Origin of the sequence: Flavobacterium sp., from assembly GCF_035292545.1 — a bacterium.
Lineage (GTDB): Bacteria > Bacteroidota > Bacteroidia > Flavobacteriales > Flavobacteriaceae > Flavobacterium.
Genome location: NZ_DATDPV010000046.1, coordinates 20,685 through 35,782, shown reverse-complemented (window position 1 = coordinate 35,782; position 15,098 = coordinate 20,685). Strand labels below are relative to the sequence as shown.

The following is a 15,098-nucleotide window of genomic DNA, read 5'->3' as shown; positions in this document are numbered from 1 at the left end:
TAAAAATTTACAAATCAAACTCTTGTCCCATTAAAGGAACAGTACAATCAAAACCATATTTTTCTTGAATTTTTATACGGAGTTCGTCTGCCGGTTCATTTTCGCCATGAACCAAGAACACTTTTTTAGGTTTATTTTCCAATGCGGAAAGCCAATTGAGCAGATCTTTTTGATCACCGTGGGCCGACAAGCCTTCTATTTCCAGAATGTTTGCCAAAACCGGATAATATTTTCCATACATTTTAATTTCTCTTGCCCCTTCCAATAATTTTCTGCCACGCGTCCCTTCAGCCTGATAGCCTACGATAATCACGGTAGTTTGTGGTAAGCCAATATAATGTTCGAGATAACTCAACACTCTTCCGCCGGTAACCATTCCGCTTGCGGCGATTACCACTTTAGGCTGCTTGTCAAAAATAGTTTGCATCGTTTCCTGGTAATCAGAAACCAAAGCAAACATTTTAGCCATTTCGTAACACTCTTCCAAAGACAATTTATGCCATTTTGGATTATTGGTAAAAATATCCAACGCACTAATTCCCATGGGCGTATCTATGATGTATGGAATAGTTGGAATTTTGCCTTCTTTTTTAAGTTGCCAAAGTAAATACATGATACTTTGGGCGCGTTCCACAGCAAAACTCGGAATAATGACGGTTCCGCCTTTTTCTACGGTGTTGTTGATATAGGTTTCCAGTTCTAATTTGGCATCCGTGTCGGGATGAAGGCGATTGCCGTAGGTGCTTTCCAAAAAGACATAATCAGCTTTTTTGGGTTTCGTCGGCGGATATACTAATACATCATTGTCACGACCAATATCTCCAGAAAAAACCAGGGTTTTATTTTCGAGCATCAGTTCAATACTACAGGCGCCAATGATATGTCCCGCATTGATGAAAACTGCTGAAATTTCCGCATCCAAAGGAATTGGCTCATTGATTTTAATGACTCTGAAAAGCGGGAAAACTTTTTCGGCTTGTTCCACAGTGTAAAGTGGTTCCGCAATTTTGTGTTTGGAATAATGTTCCTGATTGGCTTTATTGGCTTCTTCTTCCTGTATTTTGGCGCTGTCCAAAAGTATGAGCTTAGTAATATCTTTTGTTGGACTGGTACAATATATTTTTCCTTTAAAACCCTGATTGACCAATCTCGGCAACCAGCCGCAATGATCTAAATGACCATGGGTCAACAACACAAAATCTATCGTTGAAGGCAAAATGGGCAACGGTTCCCAATTGAGTTCCCGCAACGGTTTAATGCCTTGAAATTGTCCGCAATCTATCAGAATCCGAATGCCATTGCTTTCAACTAATGTTTTTGAACCGGTTACAGTTCCCGCGCCACCAATAAATTTTACTTTCATTTGATGTTGTTTTAATTTAAACCCACTTACATAATTCTGATGCTTCTCTCATCACATTTTTTATCCTATTGGAACTCAATCCAATTTTATCCAGACTATCAGAATTATTTACTAATTCTTTTACCAGAATCACATCCAAAATCAATAATTTTTCTTTCTCAGCTAGGGTCAAAGTTGTTAAACATGTTACCGGATACAGACAGTTATCATCATTTTTGGTTTTTAAATTGTTGTTTTTAGGATAATCCCAACTCAACAAATTCAAATCCATGCATTTTGCAAAATCGACAGCATCTGATGTAAATCTTTTATTGGTAACGATCCAACATTTGGTCACCATATCTTTATTGGTAAAAATGGATTGTTTTCTTTCTTTTAAATCATTAAATCTAGACAATACATACATCGGCGTTTTTACATCCGAAGCAGCGTCCCTTCCGACATGAAATTTACACTCAATCATGGAAAAAACATCATTTTTTTGTGCTAAAACATCGATCTCATGCGACACGCATTTACCAAATAAAGTTAAATTGGTTATGGTTTTATATTTTTCTGAAGCGAAAAGTCGGGCGATATATTTTTCAAAGAAAAAACCAGCCGGGCCTAATAATTGGATGGCGGCTTTCAAATTGTAACGTGCAGCATTAGAATTGGCCGTTTTCTTTAATAAACCAAAAGCCATTTTGTAGATTTGCTTGGTAGATATTCCTTCATAAACTTCCTTTTTAATCGCTTGTAGAATACTTTCGACCACTAAATTGCTAGCACCAGATTTCAAGAGTGAATTTTTAAGTTTTTCGGGATTAAATTCAACGATGTCTCCAGAATGCTTTACTATTTTCATAACCTTGGTTATCTGACAATTAAATAAATAAAAACCATCATTAAAGGTACAGAAAAAAGATTACTTATTTTGTTTCTGGTAGAAAAAAGCAGGGATAAATAATAATAAAAATAGTGGCTGAATCAGAAATCGACGGATATAAAATAACATCATTTTATTTTCTTCACCATAAAATGAAAGCACAAAAAAGAAAGCGGTAACAAGAATTATAAAAAACACAAGATATAAGACAGAAGCAAATTTGGTCAGCCCAAAATCTTTAAAAAGGATATAAATTATAGCCAACGATAAAATCATGTTCAGGAAATATCGAAAAAATAATCCGAAAAACAATTGGACATTATCAATTTTCGGCAGTGGCAAATTGGTATAATCCATTTTGAAATAATTCAAAAAAGGATCGTAAAACAACGTGTTTTCGTATGCCCGTACCAAAACTAAAAGTATGGCAAACATCATTGCTAAGGCTATTCTCAACTTATTATTTAGCAGTTTTTTTAGCATATAATGAAAATTTATTAACCCAAATAACCCACAAAATAAAGACAATACCATAAATAAATAACGGAAAAACCACTCCATGTAAAACAGGTTCCTGATTTGGAAAATGATATAAAGCTACCGCTAAAAGCGCAATTCGAGCAATATTCAGCACATGAATCAGCAAACTTCCTCCTATTATGTATAAAAGTGTGTGTTTTAATTTTCCGGTAAAAGCGACCACAAAAGCGACAAAAAGAATAATCACGCTTAATGCATTGCAGCCTTCGATAATTCGCGCTACATATTTTTGATTGTAAAAAAGTTTCACGTTAGGCTGACTAGGATGCAACTCGGTATTCGCATCTCCATTGAAAAACAACAAAGTTTGTTCGGTTTGTTTTGCAACCAATTGCGTAAACCCATCTACTTCGAAAGTTTTTTCGTCAAATTGATTCAGGTAACCCTGATAGATAATGGTCAGAACCAAATAGGTCAAGGCAAATTTTCCGAGAAAAAGCAAAAAAGGCTTGTATTGAATCCAGTAATTTTTCAAATTGGAATTTTTAACAAATTTATATAAAATTAGATACCCATATTTAAATACTTTTGCATAAAAATTTTAAGCACATGACTTTCGAAGCATTAAAACCAAAAGTAACTGAAATTACAGCAAACACATCTATTTCAAAAGACGAGAAGTTGATGAAAATTTGTGAACTTCTTGAAGCCAATGTAGATTATTATACTTGGGTTGGTTTCTATTTTGCAAACCACGAAACTAAAACGTTACATCTTGGCCCTTATGTTGGCGCACCAACAGACCACACGGTTATTCCTTTCGGAAAAGGAATCTGCGGACAAGTGGCGGTTTCAAACGAGAATTTTGTTGTGCCGGATGTTCAGGCACAAGACAATTATATCGCCTGCAGTTTTACGGTAAAGTCAGAAATTGTGGTTCCGCTTTTTGTAAACGGCGAAAATATTGGTCAGATTGACATTGATTCAAATGTTTTAGATCCTTTTACAGAAGCTGATGAGCGATTTTTGGAGTTTGTAACTGCTGAAATTGCAAAGTTGTATTAATTCGAATTCCACAATAGTTTAATTAACTGGCAAACAGAAAATTAAACTATTAAAAAGATTTATTCTTGTATTTCCAAAAATAAATATTACTTTTGCACGGTCGTATAATAGATATACGTCATACATAAAAATCATTAAACCAATATTGGAATGTATTTAACTAAAGAGATTAAAGCAGAAATCTTCGCTAAACACGGAGAAGCAACGAACACAGGTAAATCAGAAAGTCAGATTGCTTTGTTCACATTTAGAATTAGCCACTTAACTGAGCATTTGAAAAAAAATCGTCACGATTTCAACACAGAACGTTCATTAGTATTGTTAGTAGGTAAAAGAAGAAGCTTACTTGACTACTTGAAGAAAACGGAAATCAACAGATACCGTGAGATTATCAAAGAATTGAATATTAGAAAATAATCAATAAAAAAGAGGTGCTCACGCGCCTCTTTTTGTTTTTACACATATTGCGAAAAAAAGTTTGGTTTTTCATTGGGTTTTAGACAAATAACTACACAACAACTACAACACAACTAAAACCCATTGTTTAATCACGAAAATAAAATTATGATTCCAAAAGTTTCAAGAGAAATTATCGATTTAGGAGATGGAAGAAGCATCTCAATCGAGACAGGGAAATTGGCCAAACAAGCTGATGGATCTGTAGTAGTACAAATGGGAGACGCTATGTTGCTTGCAACCGTAGTATCTGCCAGAAAAGCAAGTCCAGGAATTGACTTCTTGCCTTTAACATTAGATTATCGCGAAAAATTTGCTGCTGCCGGACGTTTTCCAGGTGGATTCTTCAAAAGAGAAGCAAGACCTAGTGATAGTGAAATATTAACAATGAGATTGGTTGACCGTGTATTGCGTCCACTTTTCCCAAAAGATTATCACGCTGAAACGCAAGTGATGATTCAGTTAATGTCTCATGACGAAAACGTAATGCCAGACGCATTAGCAGGTTTAGCAGCTTCGGCAGCTTTATCTCTATCTGACATTCCTTTTTCAACATTGATTTCTGAAGTTCGTGTTGCAAGAGTTGACGGTAAATTTATCATCAACCCAAGCCGTACGCAATTAGAATTGTCTGATATCGACATGATGATTGGTGCTTCAAAAGATTCTATCGCGATGGTAGAAGGTGAAATGAAAGAAATTTCAGAACACGAAATGGTAGAAGCCATTAAATTTGCTCACGAAGCAATCAAAATTCAAATTGCTGCTCAAGAAAGATTGGTTGCTGCTTTTGGTAAAAAAGAAGTAAGAACTTACGATCAGGAAAAAGAAGATGAAGCCATTTTCGCAAAAGTAAATGCTGCATCATACGATATGTGTTACGCTATTGCAAAACAAGGAACAGCAAAACACGAAAGAACAGCTCAATTTGCAGCAGTAAAAGAAGAAGTAAAATCTTTATTTACTGAAGAAGAATTGGCAGAAAACGGAGATTTAATTTCTAAATATTTCTCTAAATCTAATAAAGAAGCGGTTCGTAATGTAACTTTAGATTTAGGAACGCGTCTTGACGGAAGAAAAACTACTGAAATCAGACCTATCTGGGCTGAAGTAAATTATTTGCCATCGGTTCACGGATCGGCTCTTTTTACAAGAGGAGAAACTCAAGCATTGGCAACAGCTACTTTAGGAACATCTAGAGAAGCAAACCAAATTGATTCGCCATCTCAACAAGGAGAAGAAAAATTCTACTTGCATTATAACTTCCCACCTTTCTCTACAGGTGAAGCAAAACCTCTTAGAGGAACTTCAAGAAGAGAAGTAGGTCACGGAAACTTAGCACAACGTGCTTTGAAAAACATGATTCCTGCTGATTGTCCTTACACGATTCGTATTGTATCTGAAGTTTTAGAATCTAACGGTTCTTCTTCTATGGCTACAGTTTGTGCTGGAACATTAGCGCTTATGGATGCGGGTATTCAAATGATCAAACCCGTTTCTGGTATTGCAATGGGATTAATTTCTGACGAAAAAACAGGTCGTTTTGCTGTATTGTCTGATATTCTTGGTGATGAAGATCACTTGGGAGACATGGACTTTAAAGTAACCGGAACTGCTGACGGAATTACTGCTTGTCAAATGGATATCAAAATCGAAGGATTGGCTTATAACATCATGGAAGAAGCATTAGCTCAAGCTCGTGATGGTCGTTTGCATATCCTTGGAAAAATAACAGAAACATTAGCTGCACCAAAACCTACAGTTAAGAAATATGCCCCGAAAATCATCAAGGTAACTATTCCTGGTAATTTCATTGGTGCGTTGATCGGACCTGGTGGAAAAGTGATTCAAGAATTACAAAAATCTACCGGAACAACGATCGTTATCAACGAAGTGGATGAGCAAGGTGTAGTTGAAATTCTTGGGACTGATCCTGACGGAATCGAAGCTGTATTACGTAAAATTGACTCGTTAACTTTCAAACCAGTTGTGGGAGAAGCTTACGAAGTGAAAGTAATCAAAATGCTTGATTTTGGAGCGGTGGTAGAATACCAAGCAGCACCAGGAAATGAAGTATTGCTTCACGTATCTGAATTGGCTTGGGAACGTACAGAAAACGTTGCTGATGTTGTAAAAATGGGTGATGTTTTTCAAGTGAAATACTTAGGTATGGATCCAAAAACAAGAAAAGAAAAAGTGTCAAGAAAAGCACTTTTACCAAGACCTCCGCGTGAGGAAAGAAAAGAGTAATCAGATCTTAGTTTACTAAAGGTTTATTTATAGGAAGTCCCGTTTCATTAATTTGAAACGGGATTTTTGTTTTTCAGACTTATTTCTTTTTCATAAATTTATATGTGAAAATATTTATTTAAATTTATGTTTTTGTAAGATTTAATTTTATTTTTGTGGAAATATAATTAAAACAACACCAAATTAATTATACAAGAAACCAACACAAAAGGATGCAATCAGGAAAATCAAAAATTCATTTATCGACAATAACTTTATTAGTCATTTTAATCAATGGATTCAGTACTTATGGCCAAATAAGTTCTGAGATTTCTCTATATAATTGGTTTGACAATATCGTAGGAAAAGAAAATTTGGCAATAAACAATGGAGCACTTCATATCTACCCTTACAAAACAATAGACAAAAGTGACAGCTATTATATCACGGACAAATTCAGCAAAGGGAATGTTAGCTATGATGGTCAGGTTTATTATGATGTTAATCTTAAGTATGACATTTACAGAGATCTATTGGTCTTAAAACCAAACAGTGCATATGATTATATGGGTCTAAATCTAACCCAGGAAAAAACAGACTCTTTTTTAATCCACGGAAAAAACTTTGTAAATTTAAGTAACCTCAAATCACCAAAACCTGAATTTATCAATGGATATTATGAAGAATGTGTAATTGGAAAAACCTATATATTTTATATAAAACATCACAAGGACAGAAGAGAATTTATAAATGTTAAAACTGTTTATGATGTATTTGAAGAGGACAACGAATATGTTTTATATCACAAAAACACCTTTCAAAAAGTAAGCTCTAAAAAAGACATCAGAACAATATTTCCTGAGTATAAAAATCAAATCAATGAATTTTATCTGATGAACCAAAAAATGGAAAGATTAGACAAAAAACAATTCATGGAAAACCTAATGAAATATATTAATAATTTTCTCCAAAACGGATCTAATTAAAACTCATGAGAAAACTTATATTAACAGTACTTCTTTTAACTTTTCATCTAATACTTTTCGCGCAGGAGAAAAAAGATAAAATATCATTAGAATTCAAAGACATCAATCGAAAAACAGCGTTACAAAACATTGAACAATCAACAAATTATAAATTTTATTTTGACCCAGAATGGTTAGAAAATGAAAACAGTCTAATTTCCGGAAGTTATATTAATATGCCAATTGAGGAAATCTTAGAAGCTATTTTTAACCGCACAAGTCTGAATTTTTTTATTGACAAAAACACGGTAATATTAACTAACAATAGTATTATTTATGATAAATTACCAGAAAATTATTTTGGTTTTTTAACTTCAAATAATACGACTAAAGTACCGAATGAAGTTTTGGAAAAACCGATATTCCATAAGGAATACAATTCTACAGATGATTCTGATTCTAAAAAAAATGATGCACTAACGCTTATTGGGAAAGAAACTAAAAATACAGATAAAAAACTTCTCATTCTCTCCGGTCAAATCAAAAATTCTAAAACTGGAGAACCGGTTCCAAATTTAACCATCAGGGTAAAAAACAACAATAGCAGTGCGGTCACCAATAATGAAGGTTATTATACAATTCAGCTTTCTCCAGGTGTTAATATAGTTGAAACTGAATCTTTGAATCACATAAAAGTGGTTAAAAAACTGGTGCTTTATAATGACGGAAAGTTAGATCTAAACGTTGATGAAAAGTCAAACATACTTGATGAAGTAATCATAAATACTAAACTTAACAATAAAATTAAATCCACCGTTACCGGACTGATTTCAATAGATATCGAATCAATCAAAAATGTTCCCTTAATTCTTGGAGAAAGAGATATTTTTAAAGTTGCCACAACATTGCCTGGCATAAAAACTACCGGTGAAGGCTCTGCAGGATACAATGTCAGAGGTGGAAAAGAAGACCAAAACCTAATTCTTTTGGATAATGCCGTCTTATATAATCCAGCGCACTTTTTTGGCTTTTTCTCCTCAGTCAATCCTTTTACAACAAAAAAAGCCGACATCTATAAAGGAAGTATTCCGGCAGAATTTGGCGGAAGATTATCTTCGGTTTTTGATATAACATCAAAAAAAGCCAATATGGAAAAACTAACCGGCGAAGGAGGTATTGGTCCGGTTACCAGTAATCTTTCCATTGGAACACCAATAATCAAGAACAAATCCAGTTTGTTATTAGGCGGAAGAGCAACTTATTCTGGCTGGATATTAAGATCCTTAGAAGAAGAATCCTTAAAAAACAGTGAAGCTTCATTTTATGATGGTATTATAAAATACAACCACGACTTCAACAGTAATAATTCTCTTGAATCAACAGTATATTATAGTCATGATGCCTATAGTGTATCTTCTGATTCAGTATATAAATATAGCAACCGATTGGCTTCCTTAAAATGGGATCATACTTTTAATGCCAAAAATAAAGGGGCTTTTATTTTTACAAACAGTGAATATAAATTCAATATTAACTATGAAAATACCAATTTGAATTCATTTGATTTTGGTTATAAATTAAATGACACCCAATTAATGTTAAAACTCAACTATCTGATTAATGACAGGCACAAATTGAGTTATGGTATTTCAAGTAAACTCTACAATATCAGTCCCGGTGATTTTAATCCAAAAAGCAGTGAATCTCTTTTAAATCCTATAAATATTCAAAAAGAACGGGGATTAGAATCTGCCGTTTACCTTTCAGACAATTTCAAAGTAAGCGACAAATTATTAATAGATGTCGGATTGCGCTATTCTTATTATGCCGCTTTAGGAAAATCAAATCAACGAATTTATCAGGAAGGCGTTCCTTTAAACGATGCCACTGTTATCGAAGTAAAAGAATTTGACCGTAACGAAGTAATCAAAACTTACGGAGGAATTGAACCTCGTATTGCAGCAAGATACTTTTTGACCGATGATTTTTCTGTAAAAGCGAGTTATGACAAAACCAATCAATACATCCATTTGCTATCCAGTAATACAACTCAATCGCCAACTGATACCTGGAAACTTTCTGATTTAAATGTAAGGCCCCAACGCGCCCAACAGTTGTCATTAGGCTTCTATAAAAATGTGTATAAAAATGATTTAGAATTGAGCTTAGAAGGTTATTACAAAAAAACAAAGGATATTCTTGATTATAAAGTCGCTGCACAATTGCTTTTGAATGAAAATATTGAAACTGAACTTTTACAAGGCGAAGGAAAAGCATACGGAGTCGAATTATTGCTTAAAAAAGAAATCGGAAAATTAAACGGCTGGATTGGTTACACTTACTCCCGTACTTTTATAAAACTGGATAGTGAATTTGATGATGAAAAAGTAAATAATGGGGAATTTTTTCCGGCGAATTTTGATAAACCCCACGAAATGAGCATCGTGATGAACTATAAAATTACAAAACGCTATAGCATTTCTTCTAATTTTATTTATCAAACCGGAAGACCAATAACTTTTCCGATTGGGACTTATACCTATGGCGATTCCGAATACACCCTTTACAGTGATCGTAACATGTACCGTATTCCTGATTATTATCGATTAGATATTGGTGTTAACATTGAAGGGAATCACAAAATAAAAAAACTGGCACATAGTTTTTGGAACATATCTGTTTATAATATTTTGGGAAGAAACAATCCATACTCTGTTTATTTCGTTACAGATGATGGGAAAATAAAAGCATACAAGACATCAATATTTTCAATTCCGGTTCCAACCATAACTTATAATTTTAAGTTTTAATAAATAAAATAAATAATTTTGAAAAAAATAATCTTTATAAAAACCTTAACCCTGCTTCTACTGTCAATTCTGATAGTAAGTTGCACGGAACCTTATGCTCTACAAACAAACACCTTTGAAGAAGCAATTGTTGTTGAAGCAAGCATTACCAATGAATTTAAAAAACAAGAAATAAAAATTTCGAGGACCTACCGTTTTGAAGAGAATGGACCAACATTTGAAACTGGAGCCACAGTTATTATCACTGATGATCAGGGAAACACCTATGATTTTGAAGAGCAATCAGAAATGTATATTTCGACTTCTGAGTTTCAGGCAGTTCCCGACAGACAATATAAATTGAATATCACAACCGCAGATGGCAAAACCTACCAGTCAAATAACCAAACTTTAACTACAGCAAACCAAATAGAAAGCCTTATTCCTACTGTTGTAACGAAAGGTGACGGCGAAAGAGGGGTTCAAATAAACGTCAACAGCTTTGACCCTACAAACACTTCAAAATATTATCGTTACACTTATGAAGAAACATATAAAGTCATTGTTCCAAAATGGAGTCCAAATGATTTATATTATAATTCGCTTTCAAATGCTTTTGAGCTTTCAATAAGAGATCCCAATACAAGAATTTGTTACTCTTCTGTTAATTCTAATACTAATATTTTAACGAGTACTAACGAACAAAGTGAAGACAGGGTTAACTTCCCCGTTCGATTTATAAGTGATCAAAATTATATTATTTCGCACAGATATAGTATTTTGGTCAAACAGTACGTTCAAAATCTAGAATCGCATACATTCTATAAAACCTTGAAAGATTTATCTTCTTCCGGAAGTATTTTATCCCAAAATCAGCCCGGATTCTTCTATGGTAATATAAGAGCTATTGAAAATCCTAACGAAAAAGTAATTGGTTTTTTTGACGTTTCATCCGTTTCAACAAAAAGAATGTTTTTTAATTATGCCGATTTATTTCCAGATGAACCATTACCGCCTTACTTTAATGATTGTCATATTGTTACTTTTAACCTTACAGATCCAGGCCCTCCTTCAACGACATCAGAACTTATAAATGCAATAGAGAATAACACCGTTCGCTATTTTGCTCACGGCTATCCAGAATATCATATGGTTATACCTGTATGTGGCGACTGCACTTCTTTTTCATCTAACATAATCCCTTCATTTTGGATAGAATAAAACACCTATTACTTTTATCATTTTTGATGATTTTAAGTCCAGAAAGCCGGGCTCAAAAAACTGTTGTTTCAGCGGAAAATAAGTCTTTTATAAATGCTTTCAATGAAACCATTTACGTTCATTCCAACGCGACGACCTTTGTTTCAGGCGAGACTTTATACTATAAACTTTATTGTTTAAATCCTGTAAATTATAACATCAGTACACTTAGCAAAATAGCTTATGTAGAACTTATTGATAGTAATAAAGAAAATGTATTTAAACAAAAGTTTTTCCTTAAAAACGGAACCGGCCAGGGTGATTTTTTCATCCCTACCACACTTCAAACTGGTAATTATAAACTAATTGCATATACGAACTGGATGCTTAACAAATCGGAAGAGGCATGTTATCAAATGGATATAACTATAATCAATCCATTCCAGGTTAGTCAGGAAATGAGTATCAAGCCAGCCAATCCTTCCATTTCATCAGGCGAAAACAAATCGGAAAATCAATCTGCGAATGAATTAAACACCTCTGAAAATAAAATTTTCTCAATAGGGTTGGATAAAAAAACATATACAAATAGAGAACTTGTTAATTTAAATATTAAAACTTCTAACATTGATTTTGAAAACGGCAGTTATTCCCTATCGGTAAGAAAAGTCGAAAACTTACCTTCAAAAAAACAATTAAATTCAATCGATTTTGCTAAGTCTTTTATAAATCCAACAAAAAACTTTCAAGGCAACGAAAATGAAATTTTTCTACCGGAACTCCGTGGAGAAGTTATTTCAGGAAAAATAGCATCAAAAACCGGACAAGAACGGATTGAAAATATAGCTATAGCTTTATCGCTTCCGGGAAAGCCTTTTGTCTTTAAAATCATTAAAACTAATGCATCCGGTGAATTCATTTTTAATCTTGAAAAAGCTTATTTCAATTCAAATATGGTTATTCAGGTTATGGATAAAAACAAAGAAAATTTTATTGTAACTCTTGATAAACCTCGTACTATCGATTATTCAAAATTCTCATCACAACCATTTAAAGATTTATCGACTGAATTAAAAGAAAGTCTCGAAAAAAGATCAATTGCAAGCCAAATTGAAAATGCTTATTACACTAAGAAATCAGATTCCATTGCTAAATCAGAAAATTATAAAACTTTTTATGATCCTTTAGCCAAAGATTATATTCTTGATGATTACAGCCGTTTCCCAACTATAAAAGAAACTATTGTCGAAGTTATTAACGATGTGTATTTCACCAAAGAAAATAACAAATATTCCATACGCATAGAGGATCACGATCCCCTTAATGAGCTTCCGCAACCCACATTGGTTTTGGTTGACGGATTATTAATTCAGGACATCGATGAACTTTTTGATTTTAAAGCCGAAAACATCTATAAAGTAAGTTTTATTGCCGGTGGTTATTATTATGGAACCAGTATTTTTAATGGCCTATTAAATTTTATTACTAAAAACGGTAATTATGAATCCAAACTTAGTGGCGATTACATTATAAAACCTAAAATCATACGGCCTTTTATCAATAAAAAATATTACCAGCCTGATTATTCGGCCAGCTCTAAAAACGATAGAATTCCAGATTACCGTTATCAATTGCTATGGATTCCTGATCTAAAATTGGAAAGCAAGGAAAGTTTAACTTCATTTTATACTTCCGATGTGTCTGGAATATTTGAAATAACAATAGAAGGCTTTACAGCAAAAGGAACTCCTATCTCGCTAAAAGACATCATAGAAGTAAAGTAAAACAGTATCTTTAAGGTAGAATCAACATCCCGTTTCATCCATTTGAAACGGGATTGTTTTTTTATTATTAAAATATTTTCATAACTCCTGTAACTTTTTGTTCACTCCCTACGTATAATCACTTGTACACTTTAAAATTGAGGAGACAAAAATATGAGACAACTTAAAATCACCAAGCAGGTAACGAACCGTGAAACTGCTTCATTAGACAAGTATTTACAAGAAATTGGAAAAGTTGACCTTATTACCGCTGACGAAGAGGTAGAATTAGCACAAAAAATTAAAGCCGGAGACCAGAAAGCATTAGAGAAATTGACGAAAGCCAATTTACGTTTCGTGGTTTCTGTTGCAAAACAATACCAAAATCAAGGACTTACCCTTCCCGATTTAATCAACGAAGGAAATTTAGGATTAATCAAAGCAGCACAACGTTTTGATGAAACGCGTGGTTTCAAATTCATCTCATACGCTGTATGGTGGATTCGTCAATCGATTTTGCAAGCATTGGCTGAACAATCCCGTATCGTTCGTTTGCCTTTGAACAAAATTGGTTCTATCAATAAAATCAACAAAATGTATGCTTTGTTAGAGCAATCTAACGAAAGACCACCTTCTGCTGAGGAAATTGCAAAAGAGCTTGACATGACCGTAAATGACGTGAAAGAGAGCATGAAAAACTCTGGTCGCCACTTATCAATGGATGCACCTCTTGTAGAAGGAGAAGATTCTAACCTTTATGACGTTTTACGTTCAGGTGAATCTCCAAATCCAGACAGAGAATTAATCCACGAATCATTGCGTACCGAAATCGAGCGTTCATTGGAAACATTGACTCCTAGAGAAGCTGATGTAGTTCGTTTGTACTTTGGTCTTGGCGATCAACACCCAATGACTTTAGAGGAAATCGGAGAAACTTTCGACCTGACTCGTGAGCGTGTGCGTCAGATTAAAGAAAAAGCGATCCGCAGATTGAAACACACTTCAAGAAGTAAAATATTAAAAACATATTTAGGTTAATCCTAAATTACCACAACAACAGTCTCATGACTGTTCGTTTTTTGATTGATGATTGAAACTCCGGCTGATTACCGGAGTTTTACTTTTTAGGAATCTATCCTAATTTTTTTTAAAATAAAAAATCAACAAATCCACGAATAAACTACTTTTGCACAAACAACACAACTACACCATGAACAATACCATTATTGCCCCTTCCGTACTAGCGGCAGATTTCGCCAATTTGCAACGTGACATCGAAATGATCAACAACAGCGAAGCCGACTGGTTTCACATAGACATTATGGATGGCGTTTTTGTTCCTAATATTTCTTTCGGGATGCCTGTTTTGGAAGCAATTACAAAACATGCCAAAAAAACAATCGACGTACATTTAATGATTGTAGATCCGGATCGATATATCAAAACATTTGCAGATTTAGGCGCAAATATATTATCCGTTCATTACGAAGCCTGCAACCATTTACACCGCACATTACAGGCTATAAAAGCCGAAGGTATGAAAGCCGGAGTGGTACTTAATCCGCATACGAATGTAAGTTTACTGGAAGATATCATAAAAGACATTGATTTGGTTTGCATCATGAGTGTAAATCCTGGTTTTGGCGGACAATCTTTTATCGAAAATACTTATAAAAAAGTAAGAGATCTAAAAGAAATCATCACTAGAAATGGTGCTACAACCCTAATTGAAATTGATGGCGGCGTTACCGATAAAAATGCCGTTCAGCTGGTAGAAGCTGGCGCAGATGCATTAGTGGCAGGAAATTATGTATTTAAGGCAGAAAATCCAACCCAGACGATTTCGGATTTGAAGAAATTGACAACAATTTAAAAAATAATAAAAAAGGCTCCCAAAAATATCGGAGCCTTTTTTCATTA

At 33.9% G+C, this 15,098-nt stretch carries 13 protein-coding genes; 9 read left to right on the top strand and 4 right to left on the bottom strand.

Going from position 1 to position 15,098, the window contains the following annotated elements:
* Positions 1-7: 7 nt before the first annotated feature.
* The 4 genes from VI621_RS08040 to xrtF are packed head-to-tail and all read right to left on the bottom strand — an operon-like array spanning position 8 to position 3,246.
* The gene (locus VI621_RS08040; RefSeq protein WP_324217863.1) at positions 8-1,363 is read right to left on the bottom strand and encodes an MBL fold metallo-hydrolase; all 1,356 of its coding nucleotides are present in this window, start codon (positions 1,361-1,363) and stop codon (positions 8-10) included.
* Positions 1,364-1,379: 16 nt separating this feature from the next.
* Positions 1,380-2,210: an ATP cone domain-containing protein gene (locus tag VI621_RS08035; protein ID WP_324217862.1), complete on the bottom strand. Its 831-nt coding sequence runs from the start codon at positions 2,208-2,210 to the stop codon at positions 1,380-1,382.
* A gap of 60 nt (positions 2,211-2,270) precedes the next feature.
* Positions 2,271-2,714: an exosortase F system-associated membrane protein gene (locus VI621_RS08030; RefSeq protein WP_324217861.1), complete on the bottom strand. Its 444-nt coding sequence runs from the start codon at positions 2,712-2,714 to the stop codon at positions 2,271-2,273.
* Positions 2,692-3,246 (bottom strand): exosortase family protein XrtF, encoded by a 555-nt coding sequence (xrtF, locus tag VI621_RS08025; protein WP_324217860.1) that lies wholly within the window; start codon positions 3,244-3,246, stop codon positions 2,692-2,694. Before xrtF ends, VI621_RS08030 begins: the two co-directional genes overlap by 23 nt.
* A gap of 74 nt (positions 3,247-3,320) precedes the next feature.
* Here xrtF and VI621_RS08020 point away from each other — a divergent pair, with 74 nt between their 5' ends.
* The 9 genes from VI621_RS08020 to rpe all read left to right on the top strand — a co-directional run bounded on the left by VI621_RS08020 (position 3,321) and on the right by rpe (position 15,051).
* Positions 3,321-3,776, top strand: coding sequence for a GAF domain-containing protein (locus tag VI621_RS08020; protein WP_324217859.1), 456 nt, complete (start codon positions 3,321-3,323; stop codon positions 3,774-3,776).
* A gap of 150 nt (positions 3,777-3,926) precedes the next feature.
* Positions 3,927-4,193: a 30S ribosomal protein S15 gene (rpsO, locus tag VI621_RS08015; RefSeq protein WP_324217858.1), complete on the top strand. Its 267-nt coding sequence runs from the start codon at positions 3,927-3,929 to the stop codon at positions 4,191-4,193.
* Positions 4,194-4,340: 147 nt separating this feature from the next.
* Positions 4,341-6,482: a polyribonucleotide nucleotidyltransferase gene (locus VI621_RS08010; RefSeq protein WP_324217857.1), complete on the top strand. Its 2,142-nt coding sequence runs from the start codon at positions 4,341-4,343 to the stop codon at positions 6,480-6,482.
* Between the two features lie 212 nt (positions 6,483-6,694).
* Positions 6,695-7,447 carry a hypothetical protein gene (locus VI621_RS08005; protein WP_324217856.1) on the top strand — a complete coding sequence of 251 codons (753 nt, stop codon included), beginning with the start codon at positions 6,695-6,697 and terminating at the stop codon, positions 7,445-7,447.
* 5 nt (positions 7,448-7,452) lie between these two features.
* The gene (locus tag VI621_RS08000) at positions 7,453-10,236 is read left to right on the top strand and encodes a TonB-dependent receptor (RefSeq protein WP_324217855.1); all 2,784 of its coding nucleotides are present in this window, start codon (positions 7,453-7,455) and stop codon (positions 10,234-10,236) included.
* 18 nt (positions 10,237-10,254) lie between these two features.
* Positions 10,255-11,436 carry a DUF4249 domain-containing protein gene (locus VI621_RS07995; RefSeq protein ID WP_324217854.1) on the top strand — a complete coding sequence of 394 codons (1,182 nt, stop codon included), beginning with the start codon at positions 10,255-10,257 and terminating at the stop codon, positions 11,434-11,436.
* On the top strand, positions 11,424-13,199 hold the full coding sequence (locus VI621_RS07990; RefSeq protein ID WP_324217853.1) for a hypothetical protein: 1,776 nt from the start codon (positions 11,424-11,426) through the stop codon (positions 13,197-13,199). Before VI621_RS07995 ends, VI621_RS07990 begins: the two co-directional genes overlap by 13 nt.
* A gap of 153 nt (positions 13,200-13,352) precedes the next feature.
* Positions 13,353-14,216, top strand: a complete 864-nt coding sequence (locus VI621_RS07985; RefSeq protein ID WP_007137700.1) for a sigma-70 family RNA polymerase sigma factor — start codon at positions 13,353-13,355, stop codon at positions 14,214-14,216.
* Positions 14,217-14,388: 172 nt separating this feature from the next.
* Positions 14,389-15,051: a ribulose-phosphate 3-epimerase gene (gene rpe / locus VI621_RS07980; RefSeq protein WP_324217852.1), complete on the top strand. Its 663-nt coding sequence runs from the start codon at positions 14,389-14,391 to the stop codon at positions 15,049-15,051.
* Positions 15,052-15,098: the final 47 nt, after the last annotated feature.